This window comes from Olleya sp. NP1-10 (assembly GCF_055804415.1).
In genome coordinates, this window is the sequence record NZ_CM147840.1 from 1,404,317 (window position 1) to 1,429,591 (window position 25,275).

General features: G+C 32.3%; 23 protein-coding genes and 1 riboswitch. Of the genes, 21 read left to right on the forward strand and 2 right to left on the reverse strand.

Features of this window, described 5'->3' with window-relative positions:
* The first annotated feature begins 132 nt into the window (after window positions 1-132).
* From AC0L4B_RS06460 to AC0L4B_RS06560, 21 genes are all read left to right on the forward strand, one after another.
* Window positions 133-2,712 (forward strand): phosphoenolpyruvate carboxylase, encoded by a 2,580-nt coding sequence (locus AC0L4B_RS06460; protein ID WP_473439044.1) that lies wholly within the window; start codon window positions 133-135, stop codon window positions 2,710-2,712.
* 226 nt (window positions 2,713-2,938) lie between these two features.
* A riboswitch (SAM riboswitch) is annotated at window positions 2,939-3,060 on the forward strand.
* 120 nt (window positions 3,061-3,180) lie between these two features.
* Entirely contained in the window at window positions 3,181-4,473 is a 1,293-nt protein-coding gene (locus AC0L4B_RS06465; protein ID WP_473439045.1) for an O-acetylhomoserine aminocarboxypropyltransferase/cysteine synthase family protein, read from the forward strand.
* Between the two features lie 91 nt (window positions 4,474-4,564).
* Complete coding sequence (locus AC0L4B_RS06470; RefSeq protein WP_473439046.1) at window positions 4,565-5,569, forward strand: alpha/beta fold hydrolase; 1,005 nt, start codon at window positions 4,565-4,567, stop codon at window positions 5,567-5,569.
* 2 nt (window positions 5,570-5,571) lie between these two features.
* Window positions 5,572-6,741: a trans-sulfuration enzyme family protein gene (locus AC0L4B_RS06475; protein ID WP_473439047.1), complete on the forward strand. Its 1,170-nt coding sequence runs from the start codon at window positions 5,572-5,574 to the stop codon at window positions 6,739-6,741.
* Window positions 6,742-6,756: 15 nt separating this feature from the next.
* On the forward strand, window positions 6,757-7,047 hold the full coding sequence (locus AC0L4B_RS06480) for a rhodanese-like domain-containing protein (protein ID WP_473439048.1): 291 nt from the start codon (window positions 6,757-6,759) through the stop codon (window positions 7,045-7,047).
* Between the two features lie 47 nt (window positions 7,048-7,094).
* Entirely contained in the window at window positions 7,095-8,105 is a 1,011-nt protein-coding gene (locus tag AC0L4B_RS06485) for a homocysteine S-methyltransferase family protein (protein WP_473439407.1), read from the forward strand.
* A gap of 11 nt (window positions 8,106-8,116) precedes the next feature.
* Window positions 8,117-10,825 carry a methionine synthase gene (metH, locus tag AC0L4B_RS06490; RefSeq protein WP_473439049.1) on the forward strand — a complete coding sequence of 903 codons (2,709 nt, stop codon included), beginning with the start codon at window positions 8,117-8,119 and terminating at the stop codon, window positions 10,823-10,825.
* A gap of 122 nt (window positions 10,826-10,947) precedes the next feature.
* Window positions 10,948-11,901 (forward strand): methylenetetrahydrofolate reductase [NAD(P)H], encoded by a 954-nt coding sequence (gene metF / locus AC0L4B_RS06495; RefSeq protein ID WP_473439050.1) that lies wholly within the window; start codon window positions 10,948-10,950, stop codon window positions 11,899-11,901.
* 26 nt (window positions 11,902-11,927) lie between these two features.
* Complete coding sequence (locus AC0L4B_RS06500) at window positions 11,928-12,338, forward strand: RrF2 family transcriptional regulator (RefSeq protein ID WP_473439051.1); 411 nt, start codon at window positions 11,928-11,930, stop codon at window positions 12,336-12,338.
* 115 nt (window positions 12,339-12,453) lie between these two features.
* On the forward strand, window positions 12,454-12,741 hold the full coding sequence (locus AC0L4B_RS06505; protein WP_473439052.1) for a DUF2061 domain-containing protein: 288 nt from the start codon (window positions 12,454-12,456) through the stop codon (window positions 12,739-12,741).
* On the forward strand, window positions 12,741-13,355 hold the full coding sequence (locus AC0L4B_RS06510) for a phosphoadenosine phosphosulfate reductase domain-containing protein (protein ID WP_473439053.1): 615 nt from the start codon (window positions 12,741-12,743) through the stop codon (window positions 13,353-13,355). Before AC0L4B_RS06505 ends, AC0L4B_RS06510 begins: the two co-directional genes overlap by 1 nt.
* Before the next feature lie 10 nt (window positions 13,356-13,365).
* Window positions 13,366-14,268: a sulfate adenylyltransferase subunit CysD gene (cysD, locus tag AC0L4B_RS06515; RefSeq protein WP_473439054.1), complete on the forward strand. Its 903-nt coding sequence runs from the start codon at window positions 13,366-13,368 to the stop codon at window positions 14,266-14,268.
* A gap of 83 nt (window positions 14,269-14,351) precedes the next feature.
* Entirely contained in the window at window positions 14,352-15,599 is a 1,248-nt protein-coding gene (locus AC0L4B_RS06520; RefSeq protein WP_473439055.1) for a sulfate adenylyltransferase subunit 1, read from the forward strand.
* Between the two features lie 79 nt (window positions 15,600-15,678).
* Complete coding sequence (locus AC0L4B_RS06525; RefSeq protein WP_473439056.1) at window positions 15,679-17,772, forward strand: nitrite reductase; 2,094 nt, start codon at window positions 15,679-15,681, stop codon at window positions 17,770-17,772.
* Window positions 17,773-17,778: 6 nt separating this feature from the next.
* Window positions 17,779-18,558: a uroporphyrinogen-III C-methyltransferase gene (cobA, locus tag AC0L4B_RS06530; protein ID WP_473439057.1), complete on the forward strand. Its 780-nt coding sequence runs from the start codon at window positions 17,779-17,781 to the stop codon at window positions 18,556-18,558.
* 5 nt (window positions 18,559-18,563) lie between these two features.
* On the forward strand, window positions 18,564-19,145 hold the full coding sequence (locus tag AC0L4B_RS06535; protein WP_473439058.1) for a precorrin-2 dehydrogenase/sirohydrochlorin ferrochelatase family protein: 582 nt from the start codon (window positions 18,564-18,566) through the stop codon (window positions 19,143-19,145).
* Window position 19,146: 1 nt separating this feature from the next.
* A complete protein-coding gene (locus tag AC0L4B_RS06540) occupies window positions 19,147-20,196 on the forward strand; it encodes an NAD(P)/FAD-dependent oxidoreductase (RefSeq protein ID WP_473439059.1) in 1,050 nt (349 codons plus the stop codon).
* 84 nt (window positions 20,197-20,280) lie between these two features.
* Window positions 20,281-21,027 (forward strand): serine O-acetyltransferase EpsC, encoded by a 747-nt coding sequence (epsC, locus tag AC0L4B_RS06545; protein ID WP_473439060.1) that lies wholly within the window; start codon window positions 20,281-20,283, stop codon window positions 21,025-21,027.
* Entirely contained in the window at window positions 21,024-21,902 is an 879-nt protein-coding gene (gene cysM / locus AC0L4B_RS06550; RefSeq protein ID WP_473439061.1) for a cysteine synthase CysM, read from the forward strand. The genes epsC and cysM overlap by 4 nt, the downstream gene beginning before the upstream one ends.
* A 57-nt stretch (window positions 21,903-21,959) precedes the next feature.
* Window positions 21,960-23,051, forward strand: a complete 1,092-nt coding sequence (locus AC0L4B_RS06555) for an acyloxyacyl hydrolase (protein WP_473439062.1) — start codon at window positions 21,960-21,962, stop codon at window positions 23,049-23,051.
* A gap of 64 nt (window positions 23,052-23,115) precedes the next feature.
* Window positions 23,116-23,859 (forward strand): head GIN domain-containing protein, encoded by a 744-nt coding sequence (locus tag AC0L4B_RS06560; RefSeq protein WP_473439063.1) that lies wholly within the window; start codon window positions 23,116-23,118, stop codon window positions 23,857-23,859.
* Between the two features lie 2 nt (window positions 23,860-23,861).
* On the opposite strand, the gene AC0L4B_RS06565 is transcribed toward AC0L4B_RS06560, so the two are convergent.
* Together AC0L4B_RS06565 and gldA are read right to left on the reverse strand one after the other, a co-directional pair.
* The gene (locus AC0L4B_RS06565) at window positions 23,862-24,287 is read right to left on the reverse strand and encodes a PH domain-containing protein (RefSeq protein ID WP_473439064.1); all 426 of its coding nucleotides are present in this window, start codon (window positions 24,285-24,287) and stop codon (window positions 23,862-23,864) included.
* Between the two features lie 26 nt (window positions 24,288-24,313).
* Window positions 24,314-25,207 carry a gliding motility-associated ABC transporter ATP-binding subunit GldA gene (gene gldA, locus AC0L4B_RS06570; protein WP_473439065.1) on the reverse strand — a complete coding sequence of 298 codons (894 nt, stop codon included), beginning with the start codon at window positions 25,205-25,207 and terminating at the stop codon, window positions 24,314-24,316.
* Window positions 25,208-25,275: the final 68 nt, after the last annotated feature.

A 25,275-nucleotide genomic window follows, 5' to 3' on the forward strand; every position in this document is an offset into this window, starting at 1 on the left:
TTAAGCTTTTAAATTATGTTTTTCTTATTAAGAAAACGATTTAGTAGGATAATTCGTAAATTCTTGCTCAAGATATTAATAGTAAACGATTGTTGATTAACTTTATAAACTATAACAAACTAAATAAAAGCTATGTCTTTACAACCTAAATTAACACGTTTTAATCAAAACGTCTTGTCTAAATATCAGATTTACAATGGTATTTTTATGACACTTCCTTTTGATACTATTACAAAAACAGGAGTATTGCTTCCTTTGTTTCATGAAACCTGTAAAACTGGATTTGAAAATGGAGACAATCCAACTGTAATTGTAGATACTTTTTTTAAGAAATATCAAGGAAGACGATCTGATAAAAGTAAGATAGATTTATTGTTTCGTTTTATTCAATATATAGAGCGTCAAGTTGTTTTATTTGATGCAATTGAAGATGCGGCTTTTCCTGTGGTCAATAATATGGATGGTATTGGTACACTACGAAGTTTAAAAGAAAGCGCTACTGCAGATGGTAAATTGGACAAATTACGTGAGTATTTAGAAGAATTTAAAGTGCGAATAGTGTTAACTGCGCATCCTACTCAGTTTTATCCTGGAACTGTTTTGGGTATCATTACAGATTTAACCGAAGCTGTTAAACAAAACGATTTATTACGTATTAATGATTTGTTAGCTCAATTAGGAAAAACACCATTTTTTAAACATGAAAAACCAACACCTTACGATGAAGCTGTAAGTTTAATCTGGTATTTAGAAAATGTGTTTTATGAGTCTTTTGGGAAAATTTATGATTACATCCAGCAAAACATATTTGATGGACAACCTATAGATAACAATATAATTAATGTTGGTTTTTGGCCTGGAGGAGACAGAGATGGAAACCCGTTTGTGACTCCTGAAATTACAGTTAAAGTTGCTAAAAGGTTGCATGAAACCATTATTAAAAACTATTATAAAGATATACGTAAGTTAAAAAGAAAATTAACTTTTCAAGGTATTGAAAGCCGAATCTCTAAAATAGAAACAGAGTTATACAAAAAAGTACTTCATGAAGAGTCTAGTTTAACTTTAGAAGCTTTTGTTTCAGAATTAAAAGACATTAGACAGGTTGTAATCGACCAACATCAATCTTTATATGTTACTGAGATTACTAGTCTGCTAAATAAATTACATTTATTTGGGTTTCATTTTTCAAGTTTAGACATTCGTCAAGATAGTCGTGCGCATCATAAAGTATTTACAGATATGGTTGATGTTATGATCGCTAATGGTAGTAAGGATATCCCTAATAATTACCATGATTTATCAGAAACAGAACAAGTAAAAATCTTATCTGAAGTTAAAGGAAAAGTTGATTTGTCTTTAATTAAAGATGAAAATACTTTAAAAGCCTTAAACACTATTAAAGCTATTAAAACTATTCAAGAAACTAATGGAGAACAAGCAGCCAATCGTTACATAATAAGTAATAATCAAACGACATTAAATGTTATGCAGTTATTTGCAATGTTAAAACTTGTTGCTTTTCATGACGAATTAACAATAGATGTTGGGCCATTATTTGAAACTATTACAGATTTAGAGAATGCACATCTAGTTATGGAAGAGTTATATACTAATCCTGCTTACGCAAAGCATTTAAAAGCCAGAGGAAATAAGCAAACGATCATGTTAGGTTTTAGTGATGGTACTAAAGATGGTGGTTACTTAATGGCTAATTGGGCTATTTATAAAGCCAAAGAACGCTTAACAGCAATTTCTAGAAAATACGATGTAACAGTAATATTTTTTGATGGTCGTGGTGGACCACCAGCAAGAGGAGGAGGTAAAACTCATAATTTTTACGCTTCACTAGGTCCAACCATAGAGGATAAAGAAGTGCAGTTGACCATTCAAGGTCAGACGATTAGTTCTAATTTTGGGACATTAGATTCGTCACAATATAACTTAGAGCAATTAATAAGTTCTGGTATTTATAATAGTTTAAGTAATGCAGATTTAAGTATGATTCCAGAAAACAGAGTTGTTATGGATAACTTAGCAAAACTGAGTTACCAAACATATGTAGACTTTAAAAATCATCCTAAATTTATTTCGTATTTAGAGCACATGAGTACACTTAAATATTACGCAAAGACTAATATTGGGAGTAGACCATCAAAACGTGGTAAGTCTGAAGGTTTAGTATTTGATGATTTAAGAGCCATCCCTTTTGTAGGATCTTGGAGTCAATTAAAACAGAATGTTCCTGGGTTTTTTGGTGTTGGTACAGCTTTAAAACATTATGAAGATGCAGGCGAGTTTGAAAAAGCACAACGCTTATTTAAAACCTCTAGTTTTTTCAGAACTTTAATAGAAAATAGTATGATGTCATTATCAAAATCGTTTTTTGATTTGACTAAATATATGAGTGAAGATCCTGAGTATGGTGAGTTTTGGAATGTGATACATACAGAGTATTTAACAACAAAACGACTGATTTTAAAACTTACAGGCTATACTGAGTTGATGGAGGAAGAGCCATCAGGTAAAGCATCCATTAAAGTCAGAGAGTCCATTGTACTACCATTATTAACTATTCAACAATTTGCTTTAAAACAAATTCAAGAATTAGAAAAAGCAGAAGAAAAAGATGTAGACTTAATTGCTGTATATGAAAAACTAGTAACAAGGTCGTTATTTGGAAATATAAATGCAAGTCGTAATTCGGCTTAAATTTTAGGTAAAATTATTGTTTTACTAAGGGTGTATAGCAAGTTTGATGTATTCAAGCTTGCTATACTTGTTTAAAGATTATTTTTCTTTAAAAATTTAATTTAATAGAATTATTTTCTGTAAACTTAAAAATAAGTTAAATTTTAAGAATATTATTCTGTTTTGTTTGTTTGTGATAAATAAATTTTGCAATATTTGTATTCACAAAGTTCAAACACTTACTGAAATGTTATCAAGAAAGGTGGAGAGATAGACTCGTTGAAACCTTAGCAACCCTTAGACTTACTAAGAAGGTGCTACATTCTACTTAATAGATGATTCATTAATCAACTATTGGATAGATAACTTAAATCTAATTACTCATTTGTAATTAGTAATTTCTTTTTAACATTTTTCTATTAGGTACGCTTCCAATGAAGCTTATTTGACTTTTGAATTAATTTAGTTTAACTCGAAAAAATTAGAAAAATGAGTACACAAAAATTCGCTACACAAGCATTACACGCAGGTCACGACACCACACAAACAGGAGGAACAAGAGCAGTACCTATTTACCAGACATCATCTTATGTGTTTGATAATTCAGACGATGCTGCAGGACGATTTAATTTATCTGTTCCTGGATTTATTTACACAAGATTAAATAATCCAACTAATGATGTTTTAGAGCAACGTATAGCTGCTTTAGAAGGCGGTATTGCAGCAGTTGCAACAGCTTCTGGTACTGCAGCTATTTCAACAACATTATTAACGTTATTAAAAGCAGGAGACCACATTGTAGCATCTAGTAGTTTGTATGGTGGTACTTATAATTTGTTAAGTGTAACCTTGCCTAGACACGGTATTACTACAACATTTGTAGATCCATCAGATCCTGAAAATTTTAGTAAAGCTGCTCAAGAAAATACTAGAGCTATTTTTGTCGAGTCTTTAGGGAATCCTAAATTAGATGTATTAGATCTTGAAGTAATTGCCCAACATGCAAAAGCACACAAAGTGCCATTAATTGTTGATAATACAGTAGCAACACCATATTTATTAAACCCAATTAAGTATGGAGCAAACATAGTCATCCATTCGCTAACAAAATATATCACAGGTAACGGAACGTCTTTAGGAGGCATTATTGTTGATGCAGGAACCTTTGACTGGACTAATGGTAAGTTTCCAGAGTTTACAGAACCTTCTGCAGGTTATCATGGTTTAGTGTACAGCGAAGCTATTGGTCCAGCAGCTTTTATTGCAAAAATCAGAGTTGAAGGTTTGCGTGATTATGGAGGCGCATTAAGTCCTTTTAATGCTTTTCAAATTATTCAGGGTTTAGAAACATTAGAATTACGAATATTAAAGCATTCGCAAAACGCTTTAATATTAGCCAAATGGTTACAAGAACAACCAGAAGTAACGTGGGTAAATTATCCAGGATTACAAACTAGTAAATATAATGCTTTAGCAAAAAAGTATTTACCAAAAGGACAAAGTGGTGTCGTTACTTTTGGAGTAGAAGGAGGTTTTGAATCGGCTAAAAAAATAGCAGATACAACCAAGTTATTCTCTTTGTTAGCTAATATCGGAGACACAAAATCATTAATTATACATCCTGCAAGTACAACTCACCAGCAATTAGATGATGCAGCTCAAGAGGCAACAGGTGTTACCAAAGACTTAATTAGATTATCTGTTGGAATAGAAAATATAGAGGATTTAAAAGCCGATTTAAAAGAAGCTTTTACTGAAGTTAAAAAATCTGTTTTAGCCTAATTACCTTATAATTTAGTTATTTAAACCCGAAATAGTTTCACACTTTTTAGTTGCCATTTTAAAGTGTGAAATCTATTTCAAATGTCGCGCAATGAAAAATTTAAAATACATAAGTATTCCTCGATTTGTAAATAATAATGGACAGACTTTTGATATTATGATGTCTTACCAATTATTTGGGCAACCTTTACATTCAGCTCCAATTGTTTTGGTTAATCATGCCTTAACAGGTAATTCTAATGTAGTTGGAGAAAACGGATGGTGGAATGATCTAATAGGAGAACATAAATGTATTGATACTTCTCACTATACTATTTTGGCATTTAATATTCCAGGTAATGGGTTTGATAATAAACAAGAACATTTAATACATGATTACAAAGGATTTACTGCTCGTAATATTGCACAACTATTTGCTGAAGGCTTAAAACAGTTAGAAATTACTCAGTTATTTTCAATTATAGGTGGTTCTGTTGGAGGAGGAATAGCTTGGGAACTTGCCATTTTAAAGCCAGATTTAGCAAAACATTTAATCCCTATAGCAGCAGATTGGAAAGTTACAGATTGGTTAATTGCTAATTGTCACATTCAAGAAGCTATTTTAAATAACTCCACTAAACCTCTTGAAGATGCTAGGATGCATGCCATGACATTGTATCGTACACCAGAGTCTTTAACTAAAAAATTTGATCGTAATCAAACGGAAGATTCTGTTTTTAAAGTCGAAAGTTGGTTGGATTATCACGGTCAAAATTTAGATAAACGTTTTCATTTACCAGCTTACAAATTGATGAATCAAATCCTTAAAACTATTGATGTAACAAGAGATCGATTATCTTTTAAAGAAGTGGCTTCAGCCATTAAAGGTCACGTACATATTATAACTATAAATAGTGATTTGTTTTTTAAAGCAGACGAAAACTGGGAAACCTATTTGGATCTAAAATCAGTCAAAAAAGAAGTGACTATTGGCGAAATAAAATCAATACATGGTCATGATGCCTTTTTAATTGAATTTGATCAGCTATCAAAATTATTAAACCCAATTTTTGAGATTAAAAAGCAGTATAACACAGTATTAAAAAAAGCGATTTAATAATGAGCACTAATAACTTCGAAACCCAAGCCATTCGTACACAAACAGCGCGATCTCAATTTTTAGAGCACTCAACACCTTTATACTTAACATCAAGTTATGTGTTTGAAGATGCTGAGGATATGCGTGCTTCTTTTGCAGACGAGAAAGATCGTAATATTTACAGTCGCTATTCCAATCCTAATACAACAGAGTTTATAGATAAAATCTGTAAAATGGAAAGCGCAGAAAGTGGATACGCTTTTGCTTCAGGTATGTCTGCTGTGTTTTCAACTTTAGCTGCATTATTAGATTCGGGAGATCATATTTTGTCTTGCAGAAGTGTCTTTGGGTCCACGCAAACCATGTTTAAAAACATATTACCAAAATGGAATATTTCGACTAGTTATTTTAAAATAGATGAAATTGAAACCATTGAAAGTTTAATTCAACCCAATACAAAAGTTATTTATGCTGAAAGTCCAACCAATCCAGCAATAGATATTTTGGATTTGGAAGCCATAGGAAACATTGCCAAAAAACACAACATCATATTAATTATAGATAATTGTTTTGCCACACCATATTTACAACAACCTATAAAATTTGGAGCAGATTTAGTTATACATTCTGCTACCAAATTAATAGATGGCCAAGGTCGTGTACTTGGTGGTATTACAGTTGGTAGTGCAGATTTAATAAAAAAAATCTATTTATTTTCTCGTAATACAGGACCTTCTTTATCGCCTTTTAATGCTTGGGTGTTATCTAAAAGTTTAGAAACCCTTGCAGTAAGATTAGATAGACATTGTGATAATGCTTTAAAAGTAGCAGCTTTTTTAGAAAATCACGATAAAGTTAATCTTGTAAAATATCCTTTTTTAAAATCACACTCACAATACCATTTGGCTAAAAAACAAATGAAAGCAGGAGGAAGCATCGTTGCTTTTGAAGTTAAAGGTGGTGTTGCAGCTGGAAGACAATTTTTAAACAATATTAAACTATTATCACTTTCGGCTAATCTTGGAGATACACGTACCATTGTAACGCATCCAGCATCTACAACACATGCAAAATTAACTGAAGAAGAAAGATTACAAACCGGAATCACAGGTGGTTTGGTTCGTATTTCGGTTGGATTAGAGCATCCAGAAGACATTATTAACGATTTAAAACAAGCATTGACTTTTTAAAATAAAATAGAAATTATGAGTAGTAATCCAGAATTTAAGCACATTCAAGAGTACCTAGATAAAGGTGCTGTAATACTTGATGTCAGAACTGATGCAGAATTTGATGAAGGTCACGTTAAAGATGCGTTGCATATCGTTTTAGACGATTTAGAAGATGAAATCGCACAAATAAAAGCACTTGAAAAGCCAGTAATTACATGTTGCCGAAGTGGAGCAAGAAGCGAACGTGCCAAAGATATATTGAAGGACAAAGGTATTGATGCAATAAATGGAGGTCCTTGGCAAAACGTAGAGTCTTACATTTAAAAAACAAAAACATTAAAATTTTCTAAGTGAAAAAAGCAAAATTAAATATGGCTAATATTTATAACGAAATACAAAAACGAATTTTAGTACTTGATGGTGCAATGGGTACGATGTTACAACGCTATAACTTTACCGAAGAAGATTTTAGAGGCGACCGTTTTAAAGACTATCCATCTTCTTTAAAAGGAAACAACGATTTACTATCATTAACACAGCCCAATGCAATTGCAGACGTACATCGCAAGTATTTTGAAGCAGGAGCAGATATAGTCGAAACCAATACATTTTCAGGAACAACCATCGCTATGGCAGACTACGATATGGAAGATTTGGTTTATGAGCTTAATTTTGAATCCGCTAAAATTGCTAAATACGTTGCAACAGAATTTACTAATGCAAATCCTAAAAAACCACGTTTTGTGGCAGGAAGCATTGGGCCAACTAATCGTACTGCAAGCCTTAGTCCAGATGTTAATAGACCCGAATTTAGAGCTGTAACTTTTGACGAGTTACGTATAGCTTACAAGCAACAAGTAGAAGCATTAATCGATGGAGGAGTAGATTTATTGTTAGTCGAAACCATTTTTGACACTTTAAACGCCAAAGCAGCATTATTTGCAATTGAAGAAGTAAAAGAAGAAAAAAACATAGACATTCCAATTATGGTTTCTGGTACCATTACAGACGCCTCTGGTCGTACGCTTTCTGGTCAAACAGTAGAGGCTTTTTTGGCTTCAATATCTCACGTGCCTTTATTAAGTGTTGGCTTTAACTGTGCCTTAGGCGCAGAGCAATTACAACCTTATTTAAAACGTCTGTCAAGTCAAACAGATTTTTATACATCTGCACATCCAAATGCTGGATTACCAAATGCTTTTGGAGAATATGATGAAACTCCAGAAGAAATGAAAAACTTAATTGAGGAATATTTAAAAGACGATTTAATTAATATTATTGGAGGTTGCTGTGGGACAAATCCGGAACATATTAATGCAATTTCAGAAATGTCTAAAAATTATTCTCCACGCAAAATTTCAGCGAAAACGGAAATTTTATAAACAAGAGTTGTATGCCTAAAGAAAACAAATATTTAACGCTTTCTGGTTTAGAGCCCTTAATTGTAACTCCAGAAAGTAATTTTATAAACGTAGGTGAGCGAACCAATGTTACAGGTTCTCGAAAGTTTTTACGCTTAATAAAAGAAGAAAAGTACACCGAAGCTTTAGCTGTAGCAAGAGATCAGGTAGAAGGTGGTGCACAAATTTTAGATGTCAACATGGACGAAGGTATGTTGGATGGTGTTTATGCCATGACTACCTTTTTAAATCTCATTGCTTCAGAGCCAGATATTTCCAGAATCCCTATAATGATTGATAGCTCTAAATGGGAAATTATTGAGGCTGGTTTAAAGGTGGTTCAAGGTAAATCTGTTGTAAATTCTATAAGTTTAAAAGAAGGAGAAACCGAGTTTATACGTCAAGCTAAACTAGTAAAGCGTTATGGAGCTGCTGTAATTGTAATGGCTTTTGATGAAAATGGTCAAGCAGATACGTATAAGCGTCGTATTGAAATTTGTGAACGTTCTTATAAAATATTGGTTGATATTGTCAATTTTCCTGCACAAGATATCATTTTTGATCCCAACATTTTTCCGGTTGCAACAGGAATGGAAGAACATCGTAAAAATGCGCTAGACTTTTTTAATGCTACAAAGTGGATTAGACAAAATTTACCGTTTGCTAATGTGTCTGGTGGTGTAAGTAATGTATCCTTTTCTTTTAGAGGAAATAATACTGTGCGAGAGGCTATGCATTCTTCATTTTTGTTTCATGCCATAAAAAACGGAATGAATTTAGGTATTGTAAACCCAACGATGTTGGAGATTTATGATGAAATTGATAAGGAATTATTACAATGCGTTGAAGACGTTTTGTTTGATAGACGTGAGGATGCTACTGAGCGTTTATTGGAGTTTGCCGAAACCGTAAAAGGCAATAAAAAAGAAACCACAGAAACGGTTCAGGAATGGAGAAATATCGACTTGCAAAGCAAAATTACACATGCTTTAGTAAAAGGGATTGATACGTATATTATTGAAGATGTTGAGGAAGCAAGACAATCCGTTTCAAGACCAATTGAGGTTATCGAAGGTCATTTAATGAAAGGCATGAGTGTGGTTGGGGATTTATTTGGAAGCGGAAAAATGTTTTTGCCACAAGTAGTAAAATCGGCTAGAGTCATGAAAAAAGCTGTAGCTTATTTACAACCATTTATTGAGGCTGAAAAAGATGGAAAACAAGAATTTGCTGGAAAAATTTTGATGGCAACTGTTAAAGGAGATGTACATGATATTGGTAAAAATATTGTGAGTGTCGTTTTGGGTTGTAATAATTACCAGATTATAGATTTAGGTGTCATGGTTCCGCCAGAAAAAATAATTGATACTGCTATTAAAGAGCAGGTAGATATTATTGGTTTAAGTGGTTTAATTACTCCATCGTTAGATGAAATGGTTTATGTGTCCAAAGAAATGGAAAAACAAAACCTTGATATCCCTTTGATAATTGGAGGAGCAACAACATCAAAAGCACATACGTCTGTTAAAATAGCACCTCATTATAAAGATGCTGTGGTGCATATTAATGATGCCTCAAGAGCTGTAACAGTTGTCGGCGAATTATTAAATAAAAACAATGTTGTTTATAAAGAACAAATTAGAGAGGAATATGATGCGTTTAGAGAAAAATTCTTAAACAGAACCAAACAAAAAGAATACTTAAGCATTGAAGAGGCTAGAAATAGAAAGTATAAAATAGATTGGCAAACCTCTAAAATTTTGAAGCCAAAACAATTAGGAATTCAGATTATTGATGATTTTGACATTACAAAATTAGAAACGTATATAGATTGGTCTCCATTTTTTAGAAGTTGGGATTTACATGGTAAATATCCAGATATTTTAACAGATAGCGTTGTTGGAAGTCAAGCAAGAGATTTATTTATTGACGCTCAAGAATTATTAAAAAGAATTTTTGACGAAAAGTTACTACAGGCTAAAGCTATTTTTGGACTATTTCCTGCTAATACCATAAATGATGATGATATTGAGGTTTCTTTTAAAGGACGTCATACTGAACTTGTTTCAGTATCTCATAATCATGAGGATCAACTAACCTTTCTAACCTTACGTCAACAATTAAAGAAAAGAGAAGGTGTGCCTAATCATGCGTTAGCAGATTTTATTGCTCCAAAGGAAACAGGAATACAAGATTATATTGGTGCTTTTTGCGTGTCTACTGGTTTTGGTACAGCCGAATTAGCAAAGCAGTTTGAAGCTGATAACGACGACTATAATTCGATTATGATTAAAGCGTTAGCAGATAGGTTAGCCGAAGCTTTTGCAGAATATCTACATAAAGAAGTAAGAACAAAATATTGGGCTTATGCAAAAGATGAAAGTTTAACTAACCAAGAACTAATTAAGGAAAGTTATAAAGGTATTCGTCCAGCTCCTGGTTATCCTGCATGTCCAGATCATTTAGAAAAATTAACCATTTGGAAGCTATTAAATGTAGAAGAAAATATTGGTGTAAAACTAACCGAAAGTCTTGCTATGTGGCCTGCAGCAAGTGTAAGTGGTTATTATTTTGGTAATCCTGAGGCTAAGTATTTTGGCTTAGGAAAAATTAAGGAAGATCAATTATTAGATTATTCAAAACGAAAAAATATTAGCATAGCAAAAGCTACCAAATGGCTAAACCCAAATTTAGCAGATTAGTGCGTTAGTGATTGAACGGTCTGTTTTAGCTCCTCGCAGAGAGCGAGTAGTGAAAGCGCGACCTTTAGGTAACGCCATAAAAATATTAATTTAAGAGATTCTCAATTTCGTAGGAAGTAAACATGAAAGTAACAGAACATATAAAAAACGCTAATGGTAAAACGCTATTTTCGTTTGAAATTATTCCGCCTAAAAAAGGAAAAAGCATTCAGGATTTGTACGATAATATAGATCCCTTAATAGAATTTAATCCACCTTTTATTGATGTAACAACTTCTAGAGAAGAGTATATCTATATAGAAAAACAAGGGCTTTTAGATAGAAAAATTACTAGAATGCGACCAGGAACGGTTGGTATTTGTGCTGCAATTAAGCATAAGTACGATGTGGATACTGTTCCGCATGTATTATGTGGAGGTTTTAGTAAGGAAGAAACTGAGTATTTGTTGGTAGATTGTCATTATTTAGGAATCAATAATGTAATGGCTTTACGTGGTGATGCGATGAGTCATCAAAAATATTTTGAGGCTTGTAAAGGAGGTCATCAATATGCATCGCAATTGGTGAGTCAGATTCAGAATTTAAATTGCGGTACATATTTACATGATGTTGTTGAGGTTAACGATACCTCAGATTTTTGTATTGGTGTTGCTGGTTATCCCGAAAAGCATATTGAAGCGCCATCGTTACAAACCGATTTAAAACGCTTGAAAGAAAAAGTAGATGCAGGTGCAGATTACGTGGTTACGCAAATGTTTTTTGATAATAAAAAGTATTTTGAGTTTGTGGATGCTGCAAAAAAAGCAGGAATAGATGTGCCAATTATTCCTGGTATAAAGCCTATTGCTATAAAAAAACACTTGCAATTATTACCTCAAGTTTTTAAAATAGATTTGCCTCAAGATTTAATTACCAATATAGAGCAATGTGAGACTAATAAACAGGTTAGGCAAGTGGGAATTGAGTGGGCAATTCAGCAATCAAAAGAATTACAAGCTGCAGGTGTGCCTGTTTTACATTATTATTCTATGGGAAAAAGTGATAATGTAAAAGCTATTGCTGAAGCTGTTTTTTAATAATAAAAAACGCTTACTTTTGTATTATGTTATCTAAGAAAACAAAATACGGAATTAAAGCGCTAACCTATTTAGCTAAACAAGAGACCAGAGCTCCTGTTAGAATTGCGACTATTTCTGAAAGTGAAAATATTTCTTTAAAGTTTTTAGAAAGTATTTTGTTGTCGCTGCGTAAGCAAGGTTTTTTAGGCTCCAAAAAAGGTAAAAATGGAGGTTATTATTTGCTTAAAGAACCTAAAGATATTGCAATGACAGAAGTTATGCGTGTGCTGGAAGGTCCAATAGCAATGGTGCCTTGCGTTAGTTTAAACTTTTATGAAAAATGTGACGATTGTCCAGATGAAAGTGTGTGTGCTGTCAATAAACTTATGCTGAAAGTTAGAGATAATACGCTTAAAATTTTTAGAAATACTTCATTAGCAGACTTGAGTAGTTAATAATTTTTTGCCAATCACTTGTTATTTTTTAATTAAAACCCTTGATTTATAAGGATTAATTATATAGGTTTGCACTATTACCCTAGTATTCCGATAGGGATTAAAATTTACGATAATGATAATTGATGTTTTACATAAAAATAATTTAAGAAAAGAAGCGTACAGGACTTCTGAAATTAAAGGAATAGAAGAGGTGGATACAGCCCAAGAGAAAATTAAACGAAGTCTACTTAAAACAATTAGTTGGAGAATAATAGGAACTTTAGATACTGTATTAATTTCTTACTTGATTACAGGAACTTTAAAAATGGCTATTTCGATAGGAGGTATTGAGTTAGTTTCAAAAATGTTGCTGTATTTTTTTCATGAGAGAGCTTGGAATAAAATAAAATGGGGGAAATAATGAATTTAGATATTGATAAAATAAATCAGGAGTTAAGTACTAAAACACCACAACAAATAGTTGAATGGGCAATTAGTGTAGCAAAATCACCTGTTGTGACGACAAACTTTAGACCTTATGAAGCTGCTATTTTAAAACTAACTAGTAGTGTCAAAAGCGATATTAAAGTTATTTGGTGTGATACAGGTTATAATACTCCAAATACGTATAAGCATGCAGAAGATGTAATTGAAAAATTAAATCTTAATATAAAATTATACGTTCCAAAACAAACAAGTGCACATCGTGATGTGGTTTTAGGAATACCTAATATAGAGGATCCAAATCATAAGATATTTACAGAGCAAGTAAAGTTAGAACCATTCAAGCGTGCAATGAATGAGCACAAACCAGATGTTTGGTTTACTAATTTGCGTAAAGGTCAAACAGCTTTTAGAGATAGTATAAACATTGTTTCGCAAGATAAAAATGGAGTTGTAAAAATTAGCCCTTTTTATAATTGGACCGACAAAGATTTAGATGGTTATTTAGAGGAAAATAATTTGCCAAACGAATTTAAATACTTTGACCCAACAAAACAATTAGAAAATAGAGAGTGTGGTTTACATGCTTAAAAAGATATAAATGAAAGATACTTCAAATATAAATCCGTTAGAAAACGAAGCCATTTACATTATGAGAGAAGTTGCAGCACAGTTTGAAAAACCCGTGCTTCTTTTTTCAGGAGGTAAAGACTCAATTACCTTAGTAAGATTGGCTCAAAAAGCATTTTATCCTGCTAAAATACCTTTTCCATTAATGCATATAGATACAGGCCATAATTTTCCTGAAACTATAGAATTTAGAGACCGATTGGTAAAAGAATTAGGTTTAGAATTAATTGTTAGAAATGTTCAAGATTCTATTGACGAAGGAAAAGTAAAAGAAGAATCTGGACGTTATGCAAGCCGAAACCAATTACAAACGACAACACTCTTAGATGCTATTGAAGAGTTTAAATTTGATGCTTGTATTGGTGGTGCTCGTCGTGATGAGGAAAAAGCAAGAGCAAAAGAGCGTATTTTTTCTGTACGTGATGATTTTGGACAATGGGATGAAAAAAATCAAAGACCAGAATTGTTCGATATGTTAAACGGACAAATTGAATTAGGGCAAAATGTACGTGTATTTCCTATTTCTAATTGGACAGAATTAGATGTTTGGTCATATATAGAGAAAGAAAAAATTGAAATTCCTTCAATTTATTTCGCACACACAAGAGCGACCTTTTTACGTGATGGATTAATATGGTCTGCAGATGATGATGTTGTTTATAGAGATGAAGATGAAGAAGTGATAGAAAGAATAGTTCGTTTTAGAACCGTTGGAGATATGAGTTGTACAGCAGCTGTATTGTCTGAAGCTTCAGATATTTCAAGTGTTGTTCAAGAAATTAGAGATTCTTCAATATCAGAGCGAGGTGCACGAATAGACGATAAACGTTCTGAAGCCGCAATGGAAAAACGTAAGCAACAAGGGTATTTTTAGAATACTAATTTTATTTCCTAGATAAACGGAAATCTTTACAAATTAAATAAAAATTCCTTCAAGTTAAGAAGGTTATATATAAAATGGACGTATTAAAAATAGCAACAGCAGGTAGTGTAGACGATGGTAAAAGTACTTTAATTGGTAGATTATTGTATGATACAAAATCTTTGACTTCAGACAAACTAGATGCTATAAAAAATAAAAGTCAACAATTAGGTTATGATTATTTAGATTTTTCTTTAGCTACAGATGGCTTAGTTGCCGAAAGAGAACAAGGGATTACTATAGATGTTGCACACATTTATTTTTCTACAGCAAACAAAAGTTACATTATTGCTGATACTCCTGGTCATGTTGAATATACAAGAAACATGGTAACAGGAGCTTCAACGTCTCAAGCCGCAATAGTTTTAATAGATGCACGTAAGGGTGTAATAGAACAGACTAATCGTCATTTTTTTATCAATAATTTATTAAGAATTAAGACTGTTATCGTTGCTATTAATAAGATGGATTTAGTTGATTTTTCTGAAGAGAGATACAATGAGATAAAATCAGAGTTTGAAGTTTTGATGAGTAAACGTGACTATCAAGATCAAAACATTACATTTATACCTGTAAGTGCTTTAAAAGGAGATAATGTTGTTAATAAATCAGACAATACTCCTTGGTACAAAGGAGAAACATTATTAGAGCATCTAGAAAATATTAATCAAAAAGATGTATTCAATGCTGGTACTCCAAGATTCCCTGTTCAGTATGTTATTCGACCTAAAACTGAAGAATTTCATGATTTTAGAGGGTATGCTGGTAAAGTATATGGAGGAGAATTAAGTGTAGGTGACGATGTTGTTATTTTACCATCACAAACTAAGTCAAAAATTAAAGAAATACATTTTTATAATCAAAAAGTAGAGACAGCTTCAAGACGATCTTCTGTATTAATTACTTTAGAAGATGATGTAAATATTAGTCGTGGAGACATGATTGTAAAATCCAATGATTTACCGGTTGTGGATAAACAGTTTACTGCAACTATTTCTTGGATGGACTCTCAAAATTTAACTACAGGAAGTAAGTATGTGATACAACATGGTGTTAATAAAGTTTTAGCTAAAGTAAATACCATTAATCATAAAATTAATCCTGATTATTCTGGAATTGATGATTCTGTAAGTGCTTTAGGTATGAATGATATTGCATCTGTTACCTTTAAGCTTAATAAACCTGTATTTTACGATGCTTTTAAAGACCATAGAACCAATGGGTCTTTTATTATCATAGATTCAAAATCAAATAACACTGTAGGCGCAGGATTTATTCAATAGTTTTTATTGAATAAATCTTATGGCCTAATATTTCATTTTTAATTACCCTATTAAATCCATAGGGTTTATATAAAAAATAATGCAAAGTTTTAGAACCGAAATAGAAAACCCTTTAGTACAAAAGGATATTATTGAATTAGCCAATAAGATTGAGCTGTTTAATAACGGAAAAATTGACGAAGAAAAATTTAGAAGTTTACGTTTAGCACGTGGTGTTTACGGACAGCGTCAAGAAGGTGTACAAATGATACGTATCAAACTACCTTATGGTAAAGTGTTAAGTAATCAATTACGTCGTATTGCTGAGGTTTCAGATGAGTATTCTAGAAGTAGATTACACATTACTACGCGTCAAGATATTCAAATTCATTATGTAGATTTAAAACGTACACCAGAACTTTGGGCAGAACTAGAACGCGATAATGTAACCTTAAGAGAAGCTTGTGGTAACGCAGTGAGAAACGTTACTGCTAGCGAAACTGCTGGTATTGATGTTAACGAGCCTTTTGATGTTTCTCCTTATGCAGATGCGGTTTTTAAATTCTTTTTACGTAACCCAATTTGTCAAGAAATGGGACGTAAATTTAAAGTGTCTTTTTCTGGTACAGATGAAGATACAGGACTATCATACATGCACGATTTAGGATTTATTGCTAAAATAGAAAATGGTGTAAAAGGTTTTAAAGTTATGCTTGGTGGTGGTTTAGGATCGCAACCAAGACATGCAGATAAGTTTTATAGCTTCTTAGCTTCAGATAAAATAATTCCTTTAATGGAAGGTGTTTTAAGAGTGTTCGATCGTTATGGAGAACGTAAAAGTCGTGCTAAGGCAAGACTTAAATTTTTAATAAAAGATATTGGTTTAGAGGCTTTTAAAACTTTAGTTGAAGAAGAACAAAACGCCATAGAATTTAAGTCTGTTCCTATAAATGAAGTCACTTATCAAACATCAACTCCAGTTTCTGTTGAAGCTCCAATAGTGGAAATCAAAGATACGGAAGCTTTCAGTTTATGGAAAGCCACTAATATAATTCCGCAGAAGCAAGAGGATTATTTTGCTATAGGTATTAAAGTGTTATTAGGCGATTTTTATACAGATAAGGCTAGACTGTTAGCAGATTTAGTGGAGAAATACGCAGCAGGAGAAATACGATTAAGTTTAAGACAAAACATACTAATTCCGTTTGTAAAAGCAGATTTGATTCCGTTTTTCTATCAAGAATTAAAAAAACTAGGTTTTGCAGAAGCTGGTTATAACAAAGCGGTAGACATTACAGCTTGTCCAGGAACAGATACTTGTAATTTAGGAATTGCCAGTAGTACAGGAATAGCAGAAGAGTTAGAGCGTGTTATAAAAGCAGAATATCCACAATATTTATCTAACAACGATTTAGTAATAAAAATTAGTGGTTGTATGAATGCTTGCGGACAACACAATATGGCAAATATTGGTTTTCAAGGCATGTCTATTCGTACAAAAGACAAGTTGGTTGCTCCAGCATTACAGGTTTTATTAGGTGGTGGTAATTTAGGAAACGGAAATGCTTATTTCGCAGATAAAGTAGTAAAAGTACCAAGTAGAAGAGGTCCTGAAGCATTAAGAAGAATATTAAACGATTTTGAAGCTAATGCCAACGGAAAGCTATTTGTTGATTATTACAAAGAAAAAGGTGAAAAGTACTTTTACCAATTACTAACAGATTTGTCTGATGTTGAAAACCTAACACAAGAAGATTTTATTGATTGGGGAACCGAAGAAGCTTATGTAAAAGCAATTGGAGTAGGAGAATGCGCTGGAGTTGTTATCGATTTAATTGCAACCTTATTCTTAGAATGTGACGAGAAAATTGAAGAAGCACAAGACGCATTAAATAACAAAGTTTACTCTGGAGCAATTTATGAAACTTACCGTTCTATGGTTAACGCAGCAAAAGCCATTTTGCTTTCAGAAAATGTAAAAACCAATACTCAAGCAGGTATTATTAGTCAGTTTGACGAGCTGTTTGTAAGCACAAATAAAGTAGAATTAGGAAACACCTTTTCAGATTTAATCTATCAAATAAAAGTATTTCCACCAACTAAAAATTTTGCAATAAACTATTTAGAATCGGCAAAAACCTTTTTACAGGTTGTAAAAGAGTATCGTGAATCGCAATTAGTTGCTAAAAATTAAAAGATTATGACACCAAAATTAACAGTCGTTGGCGCAGGTCCAGGAGATCCAGATTTAATAACTTTAAAAGCTATTAAAGCAATAGCATCTGCAGATGTAATTATGTACGATGCTTTGGTAAATAAAGAGTTGTTGCAATATGCATCAAAAAAAGCAGAGCTTATTTTTGTTGGTAAACGTAAAGGGTGTTATGCATACCAGCAGAATCAGATCAACGAATTAATTGTGGTGCGTGCTTTAAGAGGAAATCATGTGGTAAGACTAAAAGGTGGCGATCCATTTATTTTTGGTCGTGGATCCGAAGAGCTAGAATATGCTAAAGAATATGCAATTGAAGTTGCTGTGGTTCCTGGTATTTCTTCATCTTCAGCAGTACCAGCTTACCAAGGTATTCCGTTAACAAAACGTAATGCGTCTCAAAGTTTTTGGGTCATTACAGGGACTACTAAATCGCACGAAATTTCAAAGGATATCGCATTAGCTGCACAATCTACTGCAACAGTTGTTATTTTAATGGGAATGGGAAAACTTTCAGAAATTGTTTCCATTTTTTCTTCGGAAGGCAAAGCAGAAACACCTATTGCAATCATTCAAAATGGAACACGCAAAGACGAAAAAGTTGGTATTGGTACCATAAGTTCTATTGAAGCTATAGTTGAAGAGAAACAACTGTCTTCGCCAGCAATTATAATTATTGGAGAAGTAGTCAGCCAACGTGTAGATTTAACTTCAATGTATGAAAAAGCAAATCAAACTAATAAAGTTGTGGAACGTATTTCAGCTTAAAAACTATGGAAAGAAATAATTTATATCCTGTATTTTTAAAAGTGAAAAACTTACAGGTTTTAATAGTTGGAGGTGGATTTGTAGCAGAAGAAAAATTAACGTTTTTACTAAAATCAAGTCCAGATGCAAATGTTACAATGGTTTCTCCAATGTTTAGAGAAGAGACTATTAAAATAGCAGAAAAAGGAAACGTAACTAGAATAGTCGATACGTATAACGATAGTTATTTAGAAGGTAAACATATGGTTGTAGCAACCACAGATAGTCCAGAGGTTAATGTGCAAGTTTACAACGCTTGTCGTGCACAAAGTAAATTAGTAAATGTAGCAGATAATCCACCTTATTGTGATTTTTATATGGGAGGAATTGTAACCAAAGGAAATGTGAAAGTAGCAATTTCGACTAACGGAAAATCACCAACAACAGCAAAACGTTTACGTCAGTTTTTTGAAGATGTTATACCAGAAAACATAGATGATATGGTTAAAAATCTTAATGAATATAGAAAAACTATAAAAGGAGATTTTGAGCAAAAAGTTGAAACTTTAAATGAATTTACTAAAGGCTTAGTAGAAAAAATAAAATAAAATGATTAAAACAGATATATTAATAATTGGAGCAGGACCAACGGGTTTATTTACAGTTTTTGAAGCTGGATTGTTAAAATTAAAGTGCCATTTAATTGATGCATTACCACAACCTGGTGGTCAATGTTCTGAGTTGTATCCTAAAAAACCTATTTACGATATTCCTGGTTTTCCAGAAATATTAGCAGGAGATTTAACTGGTAATTTACTAGAACAAGGTAAGCAATTTGAACCTGGTTTTACTTTAGGTGAACGTGCCGAAACTATAGAGAAGCAAGACGATGGAAGTTTTATTGTAACCACCAATAAAGGGACGCAACACCATGCACCAATTATTGCTATTGCAGGAGGTTTAGGTAGTTTTGAACCTAGAAAACCGAAGTTGGAAAATATAGAAAAATACGAAGATAAAGGTGTGAATTACTTTATCAAAGATCCTGAAATTTACAGAGATAAAAAAGTGGTTATTGCAGGAGGAGGAGATTCTGCTTTAGATTGGTCAATTTTTCTAGCAGATGTAGCTTCAAGTGTGACTTTAGTGCATAGAAGAAATGAGTTTAGAGGTGCATTAGATTCAGTAGAAAAAGTACAAGAATTAAAGCTGTTAAATAAAATAAACTTAATTACTCCAGCTGAGGTTACTGCGTTGCATGGAGAAGATCATATAAACGGAATAACAGTTACTAAAGATGGTATAGAGACAACTTTGGATACAGATTATTTTATGCCTCTTTTTGGTTTGTCGCCTAAATTGGGTCCAATAGGAAATTGGGGATTAGAGATCGAAAAAAATGCAATCAAAGTTAACACTGTTGATTACCAAACCAATATTCCTGGTATTTTTGCGATAGGTGATGTTAATACATATGAAGGTAAATTAAAACTGATTTTATGTGGTTTTCATGAAGCAACATTAATGTGTCAATCGGCTTATAAAATTTTAAATCCAGGTAAAAAATTCGTTTTAAAATATACAACAGTCAGTGGTATTGATGGGTTTGATGGAACACGTAAAGAATCACCAAAAGCAGTTGTGAAGGCAATTGTTTAAATGATTATTGTTAAATTCCTGTTACAAAAGTATAAGATAATTTAAAAATAGAATTAGCTTTATAGATTCAAATAACATTATAGTATGCAGGAGACGTTGCAAATTCCATTTAGGTTTAAAGAGAAGGTAGAAGATTTAGCAAAAGAGCTGTTTTATTGTGCTTTAGAATCTAACGAAGCTCAAGACCAATTGTTAAATAGTATTAAAGACCAATTTTTTTATGTGTCTCAGGCATTAGACTGTGGAGTTTGTAACACCAAATGGAAACAGTTTAAGGCAGGAATTAAAGCCTTAAAATCAAAATTGCAATTAGATGCAGAAGCAGCTTATAATAACGACCCAGCAGCAAAAAGTGTTAGAGAAGTCTATTTAGCTTATCCTGGTTTTTATGCTATTGCAATGTATAGATTAAGTCGAGTATTATGGCAGTTGGATATTCCTGTGTTACCACGTATGATATCTGAATACGCTCATGGTGTTACAGGAACAGATATACATCCTGGAGCGACTATTGGAGATTCATTTTTTATAGATCATGCAACAGGAGTTGTTATTGGCGAAACAGCAGTGATACACAATAATGTAATTATTTACCAAGGGGTGACTCTAGGAGGTATTAAAGTTGAAAAAGCTTTAGAAAATACCAAAAGACACCCAACAATTAAAGATAACGTTACCATTTATGCTAATGCAACAATATTAGGAGGAGACGTTGTTATTGGCGAAGGATCAGTTATTGGAGCCAATGTTTGGATAACAAAATCTATCCCAGAACACTCCTTAGTTACTTATAAATCAGATATTAAAATTACCAATAAATACAGCAAATGAGCATTTTAAAACAAATAGGAAATACTCCATTGGTGGAAGCAACTAATTTAGTGTCAAAATCTAACGTTAAATTGTTTTTGAAACTAGAAGGTAATAATCCTGGAGGAAGCGTAAAAGACAGGCCTGCTTTTAATATGATTGCTGAAGCTGTAAAACGAGGCGACATAAAAAAAGGAGGACATTTAGTGGAAGCAACAAGTGGTAATACAGGAATTGCTTTGGCTTATGTGGCAAGTTTGTTTGGTATTAATATCTCTTTAGTCATGCCAGAAAACTCAACGATAGAGCGTGTTAAAACAATGCGTGCTTATGGAGCAGAGGTTGTTTTAACAGGTTCTGATCGTGGTATTGAAGGTTCTAGAGATGTTGCTTTTAAAATGAGAGACGAAAAAGGCTATTTGTTATTAAATCAGTTTGAAAATAACGATAATTGGAAAGCGCATTACAAAACCACAGGACCAGAAATTTGGAGAGATACAAAAGGCGAGGTCACTCACTTTGTATCTGCAATGGGAACCACAGGTACCATCATGGGAACTTCTACATTTTTAAAAGAACAAAATAAAAACATTCAAATAATTGGTGCACAACCAGCAGATGGATCTAGAATACCAGGAATCCGTAAATGGTCTCCAGATTATGTACCAAGTATCTTTGATGCGTCCAAAGTAGATCAAGTTATTGAAGTTAGCCAAGAAGAAGCAACAGCTATGACTAAACGATTAGCAAAAGAAGAAGGCATCTTAGCAGGAATGAGTAGTGGTGGATCTGTAGCAACAGCCTTAAAATTAATCAAAACGTTAGATAAAGGTGTTGTCGTGGCTATTATTTGTGATCGAGGAGATCGCTACCTGTCTTCAGCTTTATTTGATTAATATACATTATAGGGTTATATAATTTAAGTACTTTTGTAGCTTAACTAAAAGTGTTTAATGAAATATTATTTTAATTGCTTATTCTTATGCTGTGTCCTCATTGCTACTGCACAACAAGAAAACAATCCCTATACTTTAGAGGCTAATTTCTTTTACGGAAATATAGCCGAGCACAACACAGATATTTCTCATCTTATAAAAGGACATCCAACAGGAGTTATTTTAAGTTATAACCAAAAAACATTTGGAAAAAATACTTGGGAAAGCAGATTTAATTATCCAGATTATGGAGCTTCTTTTATTTATCAAGATTTAAAAAATGAAACTTTAGGAAATAATTTTGGTGTTTACGCACATTATAATTTCTACTTTTTTAAACGTAATCTAATGTTTAGAATAGGTCAAGGATTAGCCTATAATACCAATCCTTATGACAAAGTAGATAATTACCGTAACAATGCATTTGGGACGACATTATTAAGTAGTACTTATTTGATGTTAAATTATAAAAAAGAAAATATTTTTAATAATTTTGGATTGCAAACAGGCTTATCTTTAATACATTACAGTAATGCTAACGTAAAAGCACCTAATAGTTCAATAAATAGTATTACCTTTAATTTAGGCGTAAATTATATTCTAGATAACGAAGCACAAACGGAGTATATAAAGCACGTCGATAATAAATTTACTGAAAAAGTAAAATATAATATTGCAGTTAGAACAGGAGTTAACGAGAGTGATGTTATCGATACAGGTCAATATGCTTTTTATGTTGTATCAGCATATGCTGATAAGCGATTAAACCATAAAAGTGCCATTCAGTTAGGTACAGATGTGTTTTTTTCTAATTTTTTAAAAACGCATATTAGATACAAATCTGTAGCTTTTCCTGAAGATAATGTCTCTGGAGACGAAGATTATAAACGTGTTGGTTTATTTGTAGGTCACGAATTGTTTATAAACAAAACATCATTAATTACACAATTAGGTTATTATGTGTATTATCCTTTCGATTTTGAAGGACGTGTCTATAATCGTGTAGGTTTAAAACGCTATTTTGGAAATAAAATATATGGTGCATTAACCCTAAAATCTCATGGTGCAAAAGCAGAAGCTGTAGAACTAGGAATAGGAATACGTCTGTAATTTGTTTTTTCGCGCTTGACGCGGAATTTTTTTAATTAAAACATATCGCTTTCGCGGAAATTATATGAAGAAGCTAATATTTATTTTAACAACAATTGTTCTATTTGGTTGCAACTCTGAAAACGCACCAGATTGTTTTCAAAGTTCAGGAGATGTTATACAGCAAGAGTTTAAAGTTGATGTGTTTTCAAAAATAACTGTATATCAAAATATCGAGTTATTTATAGAGCAAGGTATGACACAAAAAGTCGTTGTAAACACTGGAGAAAATCTTATTGGTGATATCCAAATTTATGTAGAGAATGGTCGTTTAATTTTAAAAGACAATAATACGTGTAATTTAACGCGTGATTATGGAATAACTAAAATTTACGTAACAACACCCAATGTAACCGAAATTAGAAATAGTAGCACCTTAGATGTACATAGTATTGGTGTTTTAAATTTTCCTGAATTAAGGTTGTTGTCAGAAGATTATAATGGAGACTATTATAATGTAGGTAGCTTTAATTTAGAAGTTAATAGTACAAACATTGCAGTGGTGATTAATAATCTATCTATATGCAAAATTTCTGGTGATACTGAAAACTTAAACATTAATCATGCGTCTGGAAATGGTCGTTTTGAGGGTCGTTATTTAGTAGCTCAAAATGTTAGCATCTATCACAGAGGTAGTAATGATATGATAATTAATCCTCAGCTTAGTTTAACTGCTAATTTGGTTAGTACAGGAGATGTAATAGCTATAAATACACCACCTACAACAAATATTACAGAACAGTTTGATGGTCGTGTGATTTTTGAATAAAACTAATAGTCTTTGACGCTTATTGCTGAGTTTATTTTTAATAAATCAAAGACCATATCATTGTTGTCTGTAGGAGCAATGTATACAGCATCATAAGCATTGTAATTAATAATCAAGCCATTTTTTGCCAAAGCAGGTTTTACACCACTCCACATGGTTTTGCCTTTATGTATTTCAATAATATTGTTAATATTAATTTGACCTCTTAAAAAACCAGAGCGATAATATAAAATAGTATTGTCTATTTTATAAGAAGTATCAAAGTATATCCAAAACAATAAAATAATAGGACAGATTAGGGGAAGTAGTATGTAAGGTTTTTCAGTAAATACATTCTTGTTAAGTAAAAAAATAACAAATGGTAGTGCTATACTAATTAGTATTAAGTAATTAATTAAACCTTTTTTATTTGCTTTGTAAGTTTTCATTTAAATAAAATGACAAGATATTTAAATTAACTAGTTAATTCTCTAAATAAACTTTCTAAACTTGCGTTTTTCTGATTTAACTGCAATATTTTTAGTTGGTTATCGTGTGCAAAATCAAAAACGTGACTTCTCATGTCTTGAGTTGTCGAAAATGTGATTTCGTAAATAAAATCATCTGTGTTTTTAACACTTTTAGCATTTGGTAATCGTAGTAAAAAAGCATCTTCAACACGATAATCAAACTCGACAATTACTGTTTGGTCCTGACCATCACGTAACTCTCTAAGTTTTTTGTTGGCAACAATTTCACCTTTATTAATTATAATAACACGATCACACATAGCTTCAACCTCTTGCATAATATGTGTTGATAAAAACACGGTTTTATCTTTTCCTAAATTTTTAATCAAGTTTCTAATGTCAATTAATTGATTAGGGTCAAGTCCAGTTGTAGGTTCGTCTAAAATTAAAACTTCAGGATTATGCAGTAAAGCATTAGCTAGTCCAACACGTTGCCTATAACCTTTAGATAATTGTCCAATAGTTTTATGCGCTTCAGGTGTTAATCCAGTTAAAGTGATAACTTCCTCCACCCTAGATTTTGAAACCTTATAGACGTTAGCGTTAAAGTTTAAATACTCTCTAACATATTGGTCTAAATATAAAGGATTGTGTTCTGGTAAGTAACCAACACTTTGCTGAACATTTTTAGTATCTGTCAAAACATCATGTCCATTGACTAAGGCATTACCTTCGGTTGGATTAATATAGGTCGTTAAAATTTTCATCATTGTAGATTTTCCAGCACCATTTGGACCTAAAAAACCAACTATTTCTGGTCTGTTTACTTCAAAGGATATATTGTTTAAAGCCTTTTGCGTGCCATAAACTTTAGAGATGTTTTCAACTTTAATCGACATATTTGTAATGTTTACTCAAAAATAGACATTCTGTAAATTATACCATAGATTATTAATAAATCTTTAAT

Bases quoted from the DNA above. Each gene is read 5' to 3' on its own strand.
- AC0L4B_RS06460 (WP_473439044.1), top strand. From the start codon at position 133: ATGTCTTTACAACCTAAATTAACACGTTTTAATCAAAACGTCTTGTCT.
- AC0L4B_RS06465 (WP_473439045.1), top strand. From the start codon at position 3,181: ATGAGTACACAAAAATTCGCTACACAAGCATTACACGCAGGTCACGAC.
- AC0L4B_RS06470 (WP_473439046.1), top strand. From the start codon at position 4,565: ATGAAAAATTTAAAATACATAAGTATTCCTCGATTTGTAAATAATAAT.
- AC0L4B_RS06475 (WP_473439047.1), top strand. From the start codon at position 5,572: ATGAGCACTAATAACTTCGAAACCCAAGCCATTCGTACACAAACAGCG.
- AC0L4B_RS06480 (WP_473439048.1), top strand. From the start codon at position 6,757: ATGAGTAGTAATCCAGAATTTAAGCACATTCAAGAGTACCTAGATAAA.
- AC0L4B_RS06485 (WP_473439407.1), top strand. From the start codon at position 7,095: ATGGCTAATATTTATAACGAAATACAAAAACGAATTTTAGTACTTGAT.
- metH (WP_473439049.1), top strand. From the start codon at position 8,117: ATGCCTAAAGAAAACAAATATTTAACGCTTTCTGGTTTAGAGCCCTTA.
- metF (WP_473439050.1), top strand. From the start codon at position 10,948: ATGAAAGTAACAGAACATATAAAAAACGCTAATGGTAAAACGCTATTT.
- AC0L4B_RS06500 (WP_473439051.1), top strand. From the start codon at position 11,928: ATGTTATCTAAGAAAACAAAATACGGAATTAAAGCGCTAACCTATTTA.
- AC0L4B_RS06505 (WP_473439052.1), top strand. From the start codon at position 12,454: ATGATAATTGATGTTTTACATAAAAATAATTTAAGAAAAGAAGCGTAC.
- AC0L4B_RS06510 (WP_473439053.1), top strand. From the start codon at position 12,741: ATGAATTTAGATATTGATAAAATAAATCAGGAGTTAAGTACTAAAACA.
- cysD (WP_473439054.1), top strand. From the start codon at position 13,366: ATGAAAGATACTTCAAATATAAATCCGTTAGAAAACGAAGCCATTTAC.
- AC0L4B_RS06520 (WP_473439055.1), top strand. From the start codon at position 14,352: ATGGACGTATTAAAAATAGCAACAGCAGGTAGTGTAGACGATGGTAAA.
- AC0L4B_RS06525 (WP_473439056.1), top strand. From the start codon at position 15,679: ATGCAAAGTTTTAGAACCGAAATAGAAAACCCTTTAGTACAAAAGGAT.
- cobA (WP_473439057.1), top strand. From the start codon at position 17,779: ATGACACCAAAATTAACAGTCGTTGGCGCAGGTCCAGGAGATCCAGAT.
- AC0L4B_RS06535 (WP_473439058.1), top strand. From the start codon at position 18,564: ATGGAAAGAAATAATTTATATCCTGTATTTTTAAAAGTGAAAAACTTA.
- AC0L4B_RS06540 (WP_473439059.1), top strand. From the start codon at position 19,147: ATGATTAAAACAGATATATTAATAATTGGAGCAGGACCAACGGGTTTA.
- epsC (WP_473439060.1), top strand. From the start codon at position 20,281: ATGCAGGAGACGTTGCAAATTCCATTTAGGTTTAAAGAGAAGGTAGAA.
- cysM (WP_473439061.1), top strand. From the start codon at position 21,024: ATGAGCATTTTAAAACAAATAGGAAATACTCCATTGGTGGAAGCAACT.
- AC0L4B_RS06555 (WP_473439062.1), top strand. From the start codon at position 21,960: ATGAAATATTATTTTAATTGCTTATTCTTATGCTGTGTCCTCATTGCT.
- AC0L4B_RS06560 (WP_473439063.1), top strand. From the start codon at position 23,116: ATGAAGAAGCTAATATTTATTTTAACAACAATTGTTCTATTTGGTTGC.
- AC0L4B_RS06565 (WP_473439064.1), bottom strand. From the start codon at position 24,287: ATGAAAACTTACAAAGCAAATAAAAAAGGTTTAATTAATTACTTAATA.
- gldA (WP_473439065.1), bottom strand. From the start codon at position 25,207: ATGTCGATTAAAGTTGAAAACATCTCTAAAGTTTATGGCACGCAAAAG.